At 66.9% G+C, this 16,012-nt stretch carries 15 protein-coding genes; 6 read left to right on the forward strand and 9 right to left on the reverse strand.

The annotated features are described in order from the left end of the window. Positions 1-37: 37 nt before the first annotated feature. From AC3FKH_RS06755 to AC3FKH_RS06765, 3 genes are all read right to left on the reverse strand, one after another. Complete coding sequence (locus tag AC3FKH_RS06755) at positions 38-1,666, reverse strand: class I adenylate-forming enzyme family protein (protein WP_488674042.1); 1,629 nt, start codon at positions 1,664-1,666, stop codon at positions 38-40. Next, the gene (locus AC3FKH_RS06760; RefSeq protein ID WP_488674044.1) at positions 1,663-2,460 is read right to left on the reverse strand and encodes a citryl-CoA lyase; all 798 of its coding nucleotides are present in this window, start codon (positions 2,458-2,460) and stop codon (positions 1,663-1,665) included. Before AC3FKH_RS06760 ends, AC3FKH_RS06755 begins: the two co-directional genes overlap by 4 nt. Positions 2,461-2,660: 200 nt before the next feature. Then, on the reverse strand, positions 2,661-3,302 hold the full coding sequence (locus tag AC3FKH_RS06765; RefSeq protein ID WP_488674045.1) for a hydrolase: 642 nt from the start codon (positions 3,300-3,302) through the stop codon (positions 2,661-2,663). Between the two features lie 257 nt (positions 3,303-3,559). Here AC3FKH_RS06765 and AC3FKH_RS06770 point away from each other — a divergent pair, with 257 nt between their 5' ends. Next, the gene (locus AC3FKH_RS06770; protein WP_488674047.1) at positions 3,560-3,859 is read left to right on the forward strand and encodes a putative quinol monooxygenase; all 300 of its coding nucleotides are present in this window, start codon (positions 3,560-3,562) and stop codon (positions 3,857-3,859) included. 4 nt (positions 3,860-3,863) lie between these two features. Here the strand turns inward: AC3FKH_RS06770 and AC3FKH_RS06775 are convergent, their stop codons facing one another. Then, positions 3,864-4,529: a TetR/AcrR family transcriptional regulator gene (locus AC3FKH_RS06775; protein WP_488674049.1), complete on the reverse strand. Its 666-nt coding sequence runs from the start codon at positions 4,527-4,529 to the stop codon at positions 3,864-3,866. 206 nt (positions 4,530-4,735) lie between these two features. Between AC3FKH_RS06775 and AC3FKH_RS06780 the strand changes: the two genes are divergently transcribed. Both AC3FKH_RS06780 and aceE read left to right on the forward strand, forming a co-directional pair. Then, complete coding sequence (locus AC3FKH_RS06780; protein ID WP_488674051.1) at positions 4,736-5,014, forward strand: hypothetical protein; 279 nt, start codon at positions 4,736-4,738, stop codon at positions 5,012-5,014. Between the two features lie 193 nt (positions 5,015-5,207). Beyond that, positions 5,208-7,883 carry a pyruvate dehydrogenase (acetyl-transferring), homodimeric type gene (gene aceE, locus AC3FKH_RS06785; RefSeq protein WP_488674053.1) on the forward strand — a complete coding sequence of 892 codons (2,676 nt, stop codon included), beginning with the start codon at positions 5,208-5,210 and terminating at the stop codon, positions 7,881-7,883. A 30-nt stretch (positions 7,884-7,913) separates the two neighbouring features. Here aceE and AC3FKH_RS06790 read toward each other — a convergent pair whose 3' ends face one another. Beyond that, positions 7,914-8,882, reverse strand: a complete 969-nt coding sequence (locus AC3FKH_RS06790; protein WP_488674055.1) for a LysR family transcriptional regulator — start codon at positions 8,880-8,882, stop codon at positions 7,914-7,916. Positions 8,883-9,048: 166 nt separating this feature from the next. Here AC3FKH_RS06790 and AC3FKH_RS06795 point away from each other — a divergent pair, with 166 nt between their 5' ends. After that, positions 9,049-9,954 (forward strand): LysR family transcriptional regulator, encoded by a 906-nt coding sequence (locus AC3FKH_RS06795; RefSeq protein ID WP_488674057.1) that lies wholly within the window; start codon positions 9,049-9,051, stop codon positions 9,952-9,954. Between the two features lie 28 nt (positions 9,955-9,982). On the opposite strand, the gene AC3FKH_RS06800 is transcribed toward AC3FKH_RS06795, so the two are convergent. After that, positions 9,983-11,713, reverse strand: a complete 1,731-nt coding sequence (locus AC3FKH_RS06800; protein WP_488674059.1) for an FAD-dependent oxidoreductase — start codon at positions 11,711-11,713, stop codon at positions 9,983-9,985. A 217-nt stretch (positions 11,714-11,930) separates the two neighbouring features. Between AC3FKH_RS06800 and AC3FKH_RS06805 the strand changes: the two genes are divergently transcribed. Then, positions 11,931-12,635, forward strand: coding sequence for a YceH family protein (locus AC3FKH_RS06805; protein ID WP_488674061.1), 705 nt, complete (start codon positions 11,931-11,933; stop codon positions 12,633-12,635). 188 nt (positions 12,636-12,823) lie between these two features. After that, positions 12,824-13,762: a patatin-like phospholipase family protein gene (locus AC3FKH_RS06810; RefSeq protein WP_488674063.1), complete on the forward strand. Its 939-nt coding sequence runs from the start codon at positions 12,824-12,826 to the stop codon at positions 13,760-13,762. Positions 13,763-13,802: 40 nt separating this feature from the next. Here AC3FKH_RS06810 and AC3FKH_RS06815 read toward each other — a convergent pair whose 3' ends face one another. The 3 genes from AC3FKH_RS06815 to AC3FKH_RS06825 form a co-directional block, all read right to left on the reverse strand. Next, a complete protein-coding gene (locus AC3FKH_RS06815; protein ID WP_488674065.1) occupies positions 13,803-14,309 on the reverse strand; it encodes a hypothetical protein in 507 nt (168 codons plus the stop codon). 231 nt (positions 14,310-14,540) lie between these two features. After that, on the reverse strand, positions 14,541-15,203 hold the full coding sequence (locus AC3FKH_RS06820; protein ID WP_488674066.1) for an Hpt domain-containing protein: 663 nt from the start codon (positions 15,201-15,203) through the stop codon (positions 14,541-14,543). A gap of 13 nt (positions 15,204-15,216) precedes the next feature. Next, entirely contained in the window at positions 15,217-15,840 is a 624-nt protein-coding gene (locus AC3FKH_RS06825) for a response regulator (RefSeq protein ID WP_488674068.1), read from the reverse strand. Positions 15,841-16,012 lie beyond the last annotated feature (172 nt).

Consider the following 16,012-nt stretch of genomic DNA (forward strand, 5'->3'; position numbering starts at 1 on the left):
GGCTGCCGCGCAAGGGCAGCTGTAAAACGCGTTCCGCTCAGCCGGCACCGCCAGCAAGGTCGGTTGCGCGGGCGAGCAGGCCGGCATCCGCCTTCAGGCGGTGCTTGGCCGGCTTGTGCGTGGGGGTGTGGGGAATCTGCTCCACCTGCACTACATAGCGCGGCAGCTTGTGCACGGCCAGGCGATCGCGCGCCCAGTCCACCAGCGCTGACGCACTGATCTCCTTGCCGGCGCGCCATTGCACCGCCAGCAGGATTTCTTCCTCGCCGAGCTCGGCGGGCACGCCGATCGCCGCGGCCTCTTCCACCGCCGGGTGCTCGCCGAACACGCGGTCCAGCTCGGCACCAGAAACGTTTTCCCCCTTGCGGCGGATCACGTCCTTCTTGCGCGCGACAAAGACGTAGTAGCCGTCGGCGTCCTGGCGTACGAGATCGCCAGTGGCAAACCATCCTTCGCGGAAGGCGGCCTCGGTCTGTGCGCGGTCGCGGTAGTAGCCCTGCATCAGGGTCGGCGTGCGGATCAGCAGCTCGCCGGTGCCGCCGGCGGGAACATCACTGCCGTCTTCACCGACGATGCGTGCCTGTGGCGCGGCGATGCCGGGATCGGGGTGACGCGAAATCAGGCCCATCGTGCCCAGCCTGTGCGGCCCCTGGAACGGGTTGGCGATCACGCCCGGAATCTCGGTCATGCCATAGCACTCGATCAGCCGCGCGACGTGGAACTCGTTGCGCATCACGCTCACCATCTCGCGCGTCTGCGGCGCGATGAACATCTTGGTGATACGGTGGCCACGCACGAACTCTTCACGCGGGCGCCGCGCCAGGATGCTGCCGGCCGCAGCGACCAGGTTGACCTCGGTCGCGCCGCTTTCCGCCGCGAAGCGCCAGAACGACGATGCCGAAAACCTGCGCACCAGCACCAGGCACCCGCCGCACGCCAGCGCGCCGCCGACCGAGTACATCAGCGCGTTGATGTGGAACAGCGGCATCACGCACATCACGCGCTCGTTCGGCTGCAGGTGCATGCGACCCACAAAGGCTTCGGCAGTCAGTACATAGCCGCGCTGGCCATGCATGGCGCCCTTGGGAAAGCCGGTCGTGCCCGAGGTATAGATGATCATCGCCGTGGCCCCGGCGCTGGCGTCCGACCCGGTATCGGCTTCGGATTCGCCGATCAGCGCCTGTGGGTGCGCGCCGGCTTCGTTGGCACGCAGCCAGGTGCTGCCGCCAAGCTGCGACACCACGGCCGTGGCCGTGTCCAGCGTGGCCGGGGAACACACCAGCCCGCAGATCTGCGCATGCTCGAAGACGTACAGCGCCTCGTCCAGCCGGTAATCGGGATTGGCGGGGACCAGCGTGGCGCCAAGCCGTGCCAGCGCGAACATCAGCACGACCGTGGACGGATGGTTGGCCGACAGCACGCCGACCCGGTCGCCGGCACCGACATGCATCTCGTGGGCAAGCCATGCTGCGGTGCGCGCGATGCGGGCAGCCAGTTCACCGTAGCTCCAGGTCTCGCCCTCGAACAGCAGGGCCGGCTTGTCCGGATGCTGCGCGACGCGCGCGGCCAGGAAATCGGTCAGCGTGAAGTCATGTGCGCGGTATTGCCGCAGCACTTCCAGGGGCGGCACTGCCTGAGCCTCGACGGCGTTCGCGAGCGGGTTCATGCCGTGCAGGCCTCCGGCCCGGTGTAGGCGATGGCGTGCTCGGCGGCATCGGCCAGCGCGAAGCCGATCGGGTGCCGCGATTCCTCCTGCAGGTGCGCGATCAGGCTGGCCACCCGGGCCAGCAGCGGCACGCCCTTGAGCGCGCCGGGCGGATAGCCCGCATCCAGGAGCACAGCGGGAATCGCGCCGGAAACATTGAGCGGCAAGGCACGGGAAAAATGTCGCGGAACCGCTTCGGCCACGGCTTCCAGCGCCGCCACGTGCGCCCCCGCCAGGCCGAGTTCGCGTGCCACCTCGAGCAATCGATGCGCACGCGGATCGCCTTCCTTGTGGGTCGGATGGCCAAAGCCCGGCAAGGGCTTGCGCTCGAGGCGCATCGCCGCCACCACGGCATCGGCGCTCGCGGCGAGCGTGCCTTCGCCCTGCCCGGCCAGCACGTCCTGGAGCATCCGGCCGGCAGTCTCCGAAGCGCCCAGGATGACCGAGCCGCAACCGAGCAGCCCTGCCGCCACCGCGCCCTGCAGGGCGTCCGGTGCCGCTGCCAGCGTCATGCGCGCAGCCTGCACCGACGGCACCAGGCCGTGCTCGGCAATCGCGACCAGGCACGCATTGGTGGCCGCCGCCAGGCCGCTGTCGGGCACGCGGCCCGTCAGCAGGAACAGAAAGTACTCGGTGAAATCCATGCGGCCGATCAGCTCGCGGCTGAGATTGCGGCCGTGTACCGACACGCCATGGGTATCCACAAAGGCGATTGCCGTCGCCGGTTGCGGTTTCGTGCTGGGAGAAGCGGACATACTCTGGTCTCCGTTTTTGCGCTAGGCGCATAATTAATCGCTATACGCAAATACTAGGCGCACTCTCAGGGGGGCGCAAGGAAAATATTTCCGTACGGTACGGTATTAATCGATGGCGAAAAAAATCGCCTGACTGGCAGGCGAAATGGGGAATGACCACGAAAGTGCGGGCTCGCTCGCATGAGCGGCCCGTGGAGCACTTACTCCGTGCGGTCGTATGAGAACTGGATGCCGGCGGTGCCACCGGTCTCGATGAACAGGTTCATGAAGGCAGGCACGGTGTCCTTGCGCGACCAGTCGCGCTGCAGTTCGCAGAACAGCTGGGCCACGCTGATCATCTTGGCGCCAGCCTGCTCGATGCGCCGCAGCGCAGCCTCGTGCGCGGCCACCGAGGTACCGCCGACCGCATCGGCCACGACATAGACTTCATAGCCTTCGGCCAGTGCGTCGAGGGCCGGGAACGTCAGGCATGCCTCGGTCCACAGCGCCGTCATGATGAGCTTTTTGCGGCCCGTCGCCTCCACCGCCGCGCGGAACTCCACGTCTTCCCACGAATTGATGCTGGTACGGTCGTAGGTCGGATATTCCTTCAGCACCTTGGCCAGCTGCCCGATGGGCGGCTTGTTCAGGCCGGTCTTGACGTTGACCGTCGAATGCACGATCGGCAGCTTGTAGGCGACGGCCGCCTTGGCCGTGCCGACGATGTTGTTGATCAGCAGCTGCCGGTCCATCGAGGCAATCGAGTTCACCTGTACCGGCTGGTAGTCGATGACGACGAAAGCGGAATTCTGCGGCGTGAGCAAATGGTCCTTGAGAGGATCGCGGATGGGTTCGCTGGCCATGGTGGTCTCCGGAGAAAATTGGCGAATGCTCGCTATGCGGTGAGCGATGGCGCCGCTGGTCAGTCACCGACTGCAGCGAGCCTTTGCAGCATATGTGAGGACCGCCCGGATGCGTGATAGCCGTTCGCAGAACCCGCCGTTCGATGCTGCCGAACAGCGCGGGGCCGCTCAGGACAGCGCAGAACACGGCTTGCATCCGGCGCATTCCTTGACTAGCCTGCCCTCTACCCAGACTGTTTGGAAACCGGGGAACCAGCATGGACGAGAGTTTCTTTGTGCTTGCGGTGCTGTATGCGAAAGCTGGCCGGGAAGCGGAACTGCGCGAGAAGCTCGAAGCCGTGGTCGAGCCCTCGCGCCGGGACGCCGGCAACCTGCGCTATGAACTGTTCGTCCAGCAGGATGATCCGCGCCGCTTCGTCTTCGTCGAGCACTGGGAGAGTGCGCAGGCCCAGGAAGCCCACCATACGCGCACGGAGCATATCCGCCGCTTTCAGGAAGAAGGCAGCGATGCGGTGGAGCGGATGGAACTGTTCTACCGAATGCAGCGGCTGGCGTAGCGCCTCAGGCCGCGGTGCCGGGCCTGGCCACGATCAGGTCGATGGCGGAGTCGACCAGCGCATCGACCTGCGCCGTGCCGGGTCGCTGGCCCGTGGCCAGCGTGCGGTGCAGGACACCGGCAATGACCATGCTGTGGAAATGCTGCGCGGCGACATCGGGCGTGGCATTCAGCTTCGTTCCGGCGGCCTGCTGCTCGGCGAGGTAGCCCGACACGTACTGGCAGGTGGCCACCGGGCCGCGCGCATACCAGACCTGGCCGATTTCCGGGAAACGGCGCGCTTCGGCAATGATCAGCCGCAGGAACGCCAGGTGGCTGTCCTGCAGCAATGAGTCGAGGAAGCTGTGCGCGAGCGCGCGCAGGCCCTGCGCCGTATTGCTGCGCGCCGGTTCGATCTGCTCGACCTTCTCGAGGAATCGGCCGCACAGCGCTTCCACCACTGCCACGAACAATCCGTCCTTGCCGCCGAAATAGCTGTAGACGTTGGTCTTCGAGCCCCCGCAGGCCTTCACGATCTCGTCCACGCTGACGCCGTCATAGCCATGCGCCAGGAACAGCTCCGAGGCTGTCTCGAGGATGGCGGCACGCTTGACCTCTCCACGGCGCGTGATGCGCACGGCGGGCTTGTCTGCGGCGGCGGACGGTCTCAGCGTGGGCGGCGTAGTTTTCACGGAATCGGTACGGACGGATGGAGTGACGGCGCAGTCTACCAAAAGCGATCTTCCCACTGCTGGCGTTCCCGTTCACAGGGCGGATCGGCGCCACAACAATAACCGTACTGTACCGTACGGTTTGTGCTATAGTGGGTCGTGGTCGGCGCTGCGTCCCGCGCGGCCCGCCCAAGCTCGCTGCTTCCCTAGCCAAAGGATCCAACACCATGAAGACCGTCTTCCTGACCACTGCCGCCCTGCTGATTGCCACGGCCAACGCGCACGCCACCACCCGAAAGCCTGACCCGTTCACCGATGGCGCGCGCGCCGAGGTGGCCGCCCGGCAACTCGCGGCACGTACCGCTTCGCCCCGACTCACCGACGAACAGTTCCGCACACTGGCCCTGCGCAAGGTCGATCCGTATACCGATGGTGCCGTGCGCAGCGCCGATCCCTACACCGACGGTGCCGCGAGGCCGGTCGACACGTTCACCGATGGCGCCTGACGGCGCCATCCCGGCCCCGGCGGGACGCCTGTGCGCACGCTCGCGTTCCCGGATGCCGAACACCCTGTTCGCCGCGGCGCACCTTACCCGGGCCGCGCCGCGGTGCTAGTCTCTTCCGGCTGTCCTCTCTACCACTTATTGCCGCGGCCTTGCCCGCGCCTTCTGCCCTCTGCCGGGCTGACAGGAGACCACCATGGCGTCAGCGATGCCCATCCCGTCCTCCGATAACGACACCGATGCACAGGAAACCCGCGAGTGGCTGGATGCGCTCGAAGGCGTGATCGCCCAGGAAGGCCCCGAGCGCGCGCATTTCCTGATCGAGCAACTGATCCGGCGCGCGCATGGTGCCGGCATCTACTTGCCGTTCAGTGCCAATACCGCTTACCTGAATACGATTCCGGTGCAGACCCAGGCGCGCAGTCCGGGCGACCACCAGCTCGAGCACCGCATCCGCTCGTATATCCGCTGGAATGCCATCGCCGTGGTGCTGCGTGCGGGACGCGATACCAATGTGGGCGGGCATATCGCCAGCTTTGCCTCGGCGGCGACGCTGTATGAAGTTGGCTTCAACCACTTCTGGCACGCACCCTCGGCAGAGCATGGCGGCGATCTCGTGTTCTTCCAGGGACATTCCGCGCCCGGCTTCTATGCGCGTGCGTTCCTGGAGGGGCGGCTGAGCGAATCGCAGATGGATCATTTCCGCCAGGAAGTGGGCGGGCACGGTATTTCCTCGTACCCGCACCCGTGGCTGATGCCGGATTTCTGGCAGTTCCCGACGGTTTCGATGGGCCTGGGGCCAATCATGGGCATTTACCAGGCCCGCTTCATGAAGTACCTGCAGGACCGTGGCTTTGGCCAGCACGACACGCGCAAGGTGTGGGTGTTCTGCGGCGACGGCGAGATGGACGAGCCCGAGTCGCGCGGCGCGCTGGGCATGGCCGGGCGCGAACAACTCGACAATCTGGTCTTCGTCATCAACTGCAACCTGCAGCGCCTGGACGGACCGGTGCGCGGCAACGGCAAGATCATCCAGGAGCTGGAATCGGAGTTCCGCGGCGCCGGCTGGAACGTGATCAAGGTGGTCTGGGGCAGCAAGTGGGATCCGCTGCTGGCGCGCGACAAGCAAGGCATCCTCGCGCAGCGCATGATGGAATGCGTCGACGGCGACTACCAGACCTTCAAGTCGAAGGACGGCGCCTATGTGCGCGAGCATTTCTTCAACACGCCCGAACTCAAGGCGCTGGTGGCGGACTGGTCCGACGACGATATCTGGATGCTCAATCGCGGCGGCCATGATCCGCACAAGGTGTACGCGGCCTACCAGGCCGCGGCGAACCACGCGGGCCAGCCCACGGTGATCCTGGCCAAGACGATCAAGGGCTACGGCATGGGCGAGGCCGGCGAGGCGCAGAACATCACGCACCAGCAAAAGCACATGCGCGTCGAGACCCTGGCGCACTTCCGCGACCGCTTCCGCCTGCCGCTGAGCGACGAGCAACTGGCCAACCTGAGCTACCTGAAGTTCGACGAGGGCTCGCCCGAGCATGCCTACCTGCACCAGCGCCGGCAGGCGCTGGGCGGCTACCTGCCGTCACGCCGCCGCACCGGACCGGAACTGCCGGTGCCGGCGCTTTCGGCGTTCGACAGCCAGCTCAAGGCCAGCGGCGAGGGCCGCGAGTTCTCCACCGCGATGAGCTTCGTGCGCATCCTCAACGTGCTGTTGCGCGACAAGGCACTGGGCCGGCGCATCGTGCCGATCGTCTCGGACGAGTCGCGCACCTTCGGCATGGAAGGCCTGTTCCGCCAGATCGGCATCTGGTCGCAGCAGGGGCAGACCTACACGCCGCAGGACGCGTCGCAGCTGAGTTTCTACAAGGAGTCGAAGGACGGGCAGATCCTGCAGGAGGGCATCAACGAAGCGGGCGCGATGGCTGACTGGATCGCCGCCGCCACGTCGTACAGCACGCACGGCGAGCCGATGATTCCGTTCTTCATCTTCTACTCGATCTTCGGCTTCCAGCGCTTCGGCGACCTGGCGTGGGCCGCCGGCGACCAGCGTGCGCGCGGCTTCCTGCTCGGCGGCACCGCGGGACGCACCACGCTCAACGGCGAAGGCCTGCAGCATGAGGACGGCCACAGCCTGGTATGGGGCGGCACGATTCCCAATTGCGTCAGCTATGACCCGACCTTCGCCTTCGAACTCGCGGTGATCATCCAGGACGGCCTGCGCCGCATGCTGCAGGCGCAGGAGGACGTCTACTACTACATCACCGTGATGAACGAGAACTACGAACATCCGGCGATGCCCGAGGGTGCCGCGCCAGACATCCTGAAAGGCATGTACGCGTTCCGCCGCGCACCCGACGGCACCGGCCCGCGCGTGCAGTTGCTGGGCGCGGGCACGATCTTCCGCGAGGTCATCGCCGCGGCCGCCATGCTGGAGCAGGACTGGGGCGTGCAGGCCGACCTGTGGGGCTGCCCGAGCTTCACCGAGCTGGCGCGCGACGGCAATGCGGCGGTGCGCTGGAACCTGCTGCATCCGGACGAAACGCCGCGCCAATCGCACGTGGCGCGTTGCCTGGCGGAAACGCTCGGTCCGGTGATTGCCGCGACCGATTACGTGCGCATGCTGGCCGAGCAGATCCGCCCGTTCGTGCCGCGCGCCTATACCGTGCTGGGCACCGACGGCTACGGGCGCTCGGACACGCGCGAGAAGCTGCGCGATTTCTTCGAGGTGGACCGCCGCTGGATCACGCTGGCAGCCCTGAAGGCGCTGGTAGACGAAGGCACGCTGGAGCGCGGCGTGCTGCGCGAGGCCATCGGCAAATACGGGATCGATCCGGAGAAACCCAACCCGTTGTTTGCCTGAGCGACCGCTGGCGCCGCCGCGCCGCGCGGCTCAGGCGGCGCCGCCTTGCAACAGCCTGAGCGACCCGGCCCCGGCCTCGGCAAATTCCGGGTCTTCCCATGGCGGCCGCGCCAGCGAGGCCTGGAGATACTGCACCAGCGTGCGCAGCTTGACCGAGCCGAAGCCGCTGCGCGGATAGACGGCAAAGATGCCGTCGTCCACGGGCGGCAGCTCCGGCAGCACTTCCACCAGGCGGCCGGCACGCAGATCCTCCCAGACGATGAAGCGTGGCAGCACCGCCAGGCCCTGCCCGGCCAGCGCCGCGTCGCGCAGCACTTCACCGTTATTGGCGGTGAACACGCCGCGCGGCGTGGTGCTGCGCAGGCCGCCCCTTGCCGACGGATCGGCAAAGGCCCACACCTGCCCCGGCGGCGAGTTGCTGTAGGCCAGGCAGGCGTGCTGCACGATATCGTCGAGCCCGCACGGCAGGCCCGCGCGTTCGGCATATCCGGGACTGCAGCACAGCACGCGCCGGCTGACAGCCAGCTGGCGCGCGATCAGCGAACTGTCGCCGAGACGCGTGATGCGGATGGCCATGTCGTAGCGCTCGTAGCCCACGTCGGCGAGCTTGTCGTCGAGTTCGAGAATCAGGTTCAGGCGCGGATGGTCACGCGCAAAGGCCGCGATCAGCGGCGACAGCCAGCGCGTGCCGAAGGTCATCGGCGCCAGCACGCGTAATTCCCCGCACAGCTCGCGCGCGGCGTCTGAGACCGCCTGCGCCGCATGGTCGAGCTGGCTCAGCGCGGCGCGCGCCTGCTCGTAGAAGTAGCGGCCGCTCTCCGACGGCCGGATGCTGCGCGTGGAGCGCTGCAGCAGCGATACCCCCAGCTCGCGCTCCAGGTCGCTGATGCGCTTGCTGACCACGGATTTGGACAAACCCATGCGCCGTGCCGCCGCGCTGATGCCGCCAAGCTCGACCACATAGAGATAGGCCTGGATATCTTCGGTTCGCAATGACATCAATGTCCCCTTGCACGTCCGCCGGGGCCGCCCGCCTTGGCGGCCCCCATGATGGTGGACCTCTGTTGCTCGATACGACAGTCCAAGCATAGTATTGGGACGAAGTCGCCTCTAGATGGCAAATGCGCGCATCAGAGTCCTGTTTCATGAACGATGAGGACACGGTTTGCAAGACCTGAACGATCTCTACCTCTATGTGCAGGCCGTGGACCATGGCGGCTTCGCGCCGGCCGGCCGCGCGCTGGGCATGCCGAAATCCCGCCTCAGCCGCCGCATGGCGATGCTGGAGGAACGACTTGGCGTGCGCCTGATCCAGCGCTCGACCCGCCGTTTCGCCGTGACGGAGATCGGGCGCATCTACTACGAGCACTGCAAGGCCATGCTGGTACAGGCGGAGGCCGCGCAGGAAGCCATTGAACTCACGCGTGCCGAGCCGCGCGGCACGGTCCGCGTGACTTGCCCGGTCGCGCTGCTGCAGGCCCATGTAGGAACGATGCTGGGCGAGTTCATGGCGCGGCATCCGCAGGTGACCATCCATCTGGAGGCCACCAACCGGCGCGTCGACCCGGTGGCGGAAGCCGTCGATGTCGCCATCCGCGTGCGCCCGCCCCCGCTCGAGGACAGCGACCTGGTCATCCGCCCGCTGGCGGAGCGCAGCCAGTGCCTGGTCGCCAGCCCGTCGCTGGTGCAGGCATTCGGCATGCCGCAGTTTCCCGCCGCGCTCCACGACTGGCCGAGCCTGGCCATCGGCACGCCGCAGGCGGACCACGCCTGGCGGCTGTTCGGCCCCGACGGGGAGCAGGCCAACATCCATCACCGCCCGCGCTATGTCACCGGCGACATGGTGGCCGTGCGCAATGCGGCCGTCGCGGGCGTCGGGGTCTGCCAGCTGCCGGTGATGATGGTGCGCGACCAGCTCGGCGACGGCTCGCTGGTGAAGGTCTTGCCAGGGTGGGCGCCGCGGCGCGAGATCCTGCATGCCGTCTTTGCCTCGCGGCGCGGTCTGCTGCCGGCGGTCCGAATGCTGATCGACCACCTGGCCGAGCACTTCGGACAGATGGAGGAAGAGTAGCCGGGGAACCCCACGTCCGGGCCGCAGATCAGGCGGCCTGTGTGGCCGGCAATCCGGCGAGATAGCTGTGGATCTGCGCGACCACGGCTGCGCCCTCGCCTACCGCCGCGGCGACACGCTTGGTCGACCCCGAACGCACGTCACCGATCGCGAATACGCCTGGCACGCTGGTCTGCAAGGGATACGGCACCGCCGACGCGCAGCCCAGCGTGCCCCCGCCCGTGCGCACGAAACCCTTGTCGTCGGTCTCCACACTGCAGGTGCGCAGCCACGACGCATTGGGATCGGCACCGATGAACAGGAACAGGTGGCGCACCGGCAGCGACACCAGGGCGTCGCTTTCCGTGGGCGCGTGATAGCGCACGTCGGAAAGCCAGCCGTCCCCGTTGAGCGCACGGATTTCCGCATGGTTGTGAAGTTTTACGTTCCGCAGCCCGGCAATCCGGTCGATCAGGTAGCGCGACATGGTGGCGGCCAGCCCCTGTCCGCGCACCAGCATGTGCACCTGCGCCGCATGCGTCGCCAGGTACACGGCGGCCTGTCCGGCGGAGTTGCCGCCGCCCACGAGCATGACCGGCTCGTTCTTGCACAGCTTGGCCTCCACGGGCGAGGCCCAGTAGTACACGCCGCGTCCCTCGAAGCGTTCGAGCGCGGCAATCGCCGGCCGGCGGTATTGGGCGCCGGTGGCGATGACCACCGTGTGCGTCGGGATCATGCGGCCATCGGCCAGCTCCAGCCGGATCGGGTCCGAACCGCAATGCAGGGCCTTGACCTCGAGCGGAATGGCAATGTGGGCACCGAACTTGAGCGCCTGCACAAATGCGCGCCCGGCCAGCGCCTGACCGGAAATGCCGGTGGGAAAGCCAAGGTAGTTCTCGATGCGCGCGCTGGCACCGGCCTGCCCGCCCGGCGAGCGGCAATCGATCACGGCCACCGACAGGCCTTCGGACGCGGCATACACGGCCGTGGCCAGGCCGGCCGGACCCGCGCCCACCACGACCACGTCATAGACGTGCGCCGGGTCGAATTCGGGCAGCAGCCCGAGGCAGGAGGCCAGCTGCCCTTCGTCGGGCGCGCGCAGCACGCGGCCGTCCGGGCAGATCACGAGCGGAAAGTCCGACGCCGGCGCGTTCGCGAACTCGCTCAGGCAGGTGCAATCGCGCTCGGTGTCCATGTCGATCACCGTGTACGGATGCCCATTGCGGCGCAGGAACGCCTGCAGCGCCAGCAGCAATGGCTCCGTGCCGTGGCCGACCAGCACCGGACCGCTGCCGGACTCGATCAGCCCGACCCGGCGCAGGATCAGCGCGCGCATGATGCGCTCGCCCAGTTCGGCCTCCGCCACCAGCAGCGCGCGCAGCCGGTCGGGCGGAATGACGAACCCCTCGGACTCGTTCAGCGCGCGGCCGTCCACCAGCGACGGGCGGCCGCTCAGGGTGCCGACTTCGGCGGAGAACATCCCCGGCCCGAGGTCGGTGATGAGGTTCTCGCGCCCGAGGCCGTCGCGACGGATGATCTGGATGCTTCCACTGACCACCACGTACATGCCGCGGCCGGCCTGCCCGACCGAAAACAGGTGCTCGCCGGCGTGCCAGCGCTGCGCGGTGCCGAAATGGCGCATGCGAGCGACTTCCTCGGCGCTGAGCGTCGGGAACATCTGGTGCTGCCGCGATTCCAGCGTCGAATAGGGCGCGTCGAGGCCGGCTGCCGCTTCGGTGCCCTGCCCTTCGACGTTCGCCGTCAGTTCCGCCTGCGCCATGCTTGCCCCCGGTCATCCATGGATTTGTCGGCTTGCGCGCACAGCCGGCGCGGCCGACCATCGCACCTCATCGATAGTAGTCCGCAGCGGCGCGAAAGCGAGCGCCGGGGCGCGAGGGAGCCGCCTCAGGGCCGCCGGGAGTTGCGCATTCCGCCGGCTTACGCTTGAATGTCCGCCTTGCCGGCTTCGGCTCACCGCACAACGACACGGACCCCTGATGAGCGCCACGCCCGATTCTCCTTCCCGCCAGCCGATCCGGACCCTGACCCCGATCGAAGGGCGCGTACTCGGCGTCCTGCTGGAAAAGCAGCACACCGTGCCAGACACCTATCCGCTCTCGCTCAATGCGCTGACCGCGGGCTGCAACCAGAAGACGGCGCGTTCGCCGGTCATGAACGTTACGGAAGCGGAAGTGGTGGTCGCCATCGACGGCCTGAAAGGACTGAGCCTGGTTTTTGAAGGCAGCAGCAGCCGCGTGCCGCGCTTTGAACACAATATGGGCCGCGTGCTGGGGGTGCCGTCGCAATCGGCCGCGCTGCTCGCCATGCTGCTCCTGCGCGGTGCGCAGACGGCGGCGGAGCTGCGCCTGAACACGGTGCGACTGCATTCCTTCGCGGATATCTCGTCGGTCGAAGCCTTCCTTGACGAGCTGGCCGAACACGAACCGCCCTATGTCGTGAAGCTGGCGCGCGCACCGGGCGAGCGCGAGCATCGCTGGATGCACCTCCTCGGTGGCGAAATCAGCGCGGAGACCCTGGCCCTGAGCGGGTCAGCAACGGCCGAAGAGTCGGTGGCGCCGTCCGAACTCGAACGGCTGCGCGCCGAGCAGCGCGAGCTTTCCAACCGCGTCCAGCGGCTGGAAGCCCTGGTCGAGCACATGGCCAGCCAGCTGGGTATCGACCCGGACGCGCTGGCCGGGTGACGGGCTGGCCAGAGAGGGCGCCGGCTTGGCCTGCTCGCTTCGTGCAGGCTGATGCGACCGCAGGTCGATTCATAGTGCGGGGAAATTCCTGTCGGTTAATTGCGAAAACGATCACAGGCGTTGGTGTCGCCTAAGCTTTGCTCAGGAGGACTTCAACACGCACGCGCTGGCTGCGCCGGACCCATATCATGGAAAAAACCGCTTTCGTCTTTGCCGGTGGCGGCAGCCTGGGCGCGATCCAGGTCGGCATGCTGCGGGAACTGGTAGCGTCGGGCCTGACGCCCGACCTCGTGATCGGCGCCTCCGCAGGGGCCATCAACGGGGCCTACTTCGCCTGCAACCCGGGGCGCGACGGGGCAGCGCGGCTCGAACAGCTGTGGCGCACGATCCGGCGCACGGAGATCATGCCGTGGTCCTGGCGCAGCGTACTGGGCATGCTGGGCGGCAGCCGCGGCTACCTGGTGGACGCCTACGGCTTGCGCACGCTGCTGAGCCGCAATTTTGGCGACGCGCGGCTGGAAGGCTCGGCGCTTCCACTACACGTCGTGGCCACCGACATGCAGAGCGGCGCCGAGGTCCTGCTTTCCAGCGGCGCGATCGTGGATGCGGTGCTGGCCAGTGCGGCCATCCCCGGCGTCTTTCCGCCCGTGCAGTTCGACGGACGAACGCTCATCGATGGCGGCGTGGCGAACAATACGCCAGTGTCGACCGCCGTCCGGCTCGGCGCCACGCGCGTGATCGTGCTGCCCGCGGGATTTACGTGCTCCGAGCGGCGGCCGCCGCGTGGGGCGCTGGAGCATGCCTTCAATGCGCTCTCGCTGCTCGTCGCGCGCCAGCTCGTCCACGATCTGCAGCACTGGAGCAGCCACGCGCATATCTCCGTGGTGCCGCCGCTTTGCCCGCTCGATATCTCGCCCTACGATTACTCGCGCTGCGGCGAGTTGATCGACCGTGCGGCCAGCACCACTGCACTGTGGCTGTCGCATGACGGGCTCGAAAGCGCGAATGTGCCAGGGGCGCTCCATCCGCATACGCATGCGCACGATGCGGACGCGCCGAGCTGCAGTGCCGACATAACGCCGCCACGGCCGCCGCAGGAATCGTCCGGCGCCGAACACCACTTGTAGCGCGGCGGGCACTCACTCAACCTTGGGACCGGAGGCAACCTCAGGGCAGGCGTGCCAGCAAACGGTCGCGCAAGCTCGGCGGCAGCACGAGCCGGCCCTTGCCCTCGACGGCGCCCGGCTCGAAGACCAGCACGCCGCGGTCCCAGTGCAGGCGCACAGGGCCGGAGTTCGCGAACGTACGCTGGGCCAGCAGGACGTTGCGGCGGGCGCTGTACACGCGCACCAGCACCTTGTGCTCGGAAAGGTAGCAATACTCGGCCTCGTAGCGCGCCGAGGCGTCGGGCGTGGGCAGGCGCCGGCAGTTGTGGGCGTCCGCGCGCTCCCAGGCCCCGTGGCCGTAGAGGATCGCCGTCCACGTTGCCCCGAGTGCCAGCCCCCAGCGCGTCCCGGTGGTGGCAAGCTGCATCGCTCGCCCGCGCCGCCCTTCGGCACGGGAAAACACGAACCACACTGCGTGTGCCACCCCCACGACCAGCAGCAGTACCGCCACCCCGGCCAGATGGAAGTAAAAGGAGGATTCCGGCATGGCCGCCATGGCATGAGTCATGACCCGTCCCCAGACAAGCGTGAATGGAAACCCGAAGGGAAAATGCCTGGAGGGCCGCGACACGCGACGAGAAGCCATTACCCGGGATGCGGGCCTCCGCGATTCGTTCCGCACCCTCATATAAAGATCGCTTTAATTCCTTATATTATTATTTCGATGCGGAATTTAAATAATAATAATGCCGGCAATGGATTTTTAAATCCGGTGAATTACTGAATCAATGAACCCGGGTTATTCGCCGGCTCCGCCAACGAGCATGGCGTGGAATTCGCGGGCGGTCGGTGTGAATATCGCGGCCACCGCACTGGCCAGCGCGGCATCGCCGCTGCGGGCGGCATTTTCCAGCCTTTGCGCGAGCCGGTGGAAGCCCTGGCAGTCGGCAAGGTGCGCCGACGCTTTCACGCGATGCGCCACGCTGCGCAGGCTTTCCAGGCTCTCGCCTTCCGCCTGCAGCCTTTCGAGATCGGACTCTGTCGATGTCGCGAGCGCCTGCACCAGTTCCGCGGCAAGCGCGGGATCGCCGAATGACTGGCGCGCAATGGCATCGGCCAGCCCTGCGCGCTCCCTGCCTGAAATGGCCAGGTAGCCATGCCGGGCCAGCAGCCGGAAGACGGCTTCCTCGGTGACAGGCTCGGCCAGGGCATCGTCGTAGAAGTCGCCCTGCGCCTGGCCTACACAGACCAGCAGTACACCATCCCGGCGCGCGCGCTGCAGCAGGCACGTGGCGACGAAGTCCGGAGCGGCCACGATCAGGCGCGGCAGCGCAGCGGCAAGTACCGCGTCCACCTCCGCGGCCGTCACGCATTGCGCGGACAAACCCGCGTCACCGAGCCACTGCGCCAGCCGCTCGCTCCAGGCGCTGCCCGACTGGGCCAGGATGAATGCGTCATGCATGGCAGTTCCTTCTTCACCCGGTGGCGATATGGTGCCGCCGGGCGAAATCGATGACATCGACCAGCGAGCGCGCGCCCAGCTTTTCCATGATGCGGGTCTTGTGCGTACTGACGGTCTTGTTGGAAATGAACAGGACCTCGCCGATCTGCTTGTTGGACATGCCCTTGGCCAGCATCTGCAGGATCACCAGTTCCTTGTCGGACAGGCTGCCGAGGCGGCCCGCCTCATCGCCCCCTTCAACGCGTCCAACAGCGGCGTCGGGCATGACCGAGTAGCCGGCCAGCACCGATTCCACGCAGCGGACAATCTCCGGCAGCTCCTGGGTCTTGCTGACAAAGCCGTTTGCGCCGGCCTGCCGGGCACGAGGGGCAAAGGTGTTCTGGTCCTGGCCGGAGATCACCAGGATACGCACGGCCGGCTGAATTGCCTTCAGCCGCGGGATGACGTCCAGGCCGTTGATGCGTGGAATGTCCAGATCCAGGATCACAACGTCGGGCGCATACTGGCGCACGATCTCGACGGCGGCCTGGCCATTGTCCGCCTCCAGAACGTGCGTCACGCCGAGGACCTGCGACAGGTGCGTCTTCAGCACGACACGCACCGCGGGGTGGTCGTCGACAATCAGGATTGTGGCCAAGGCAAGGGCTCCGTCTCTAATGGCATTGCCTGCAACGGGAACGCAGGCATTTATTGTCTGGCACACCATTGTGTTCAGCATTTTTCCGCATAGGCGCAGGAAATTTCCGAGTGCCGGTACGACTTTTCCCGATTCAACGCAAAGTTAACAATTAGGCACTTTAATTTGAGGT

It is taken from the genome of Cupriavidus sp. 21MJTG02-4 (genome assembly GCF_057798975.1).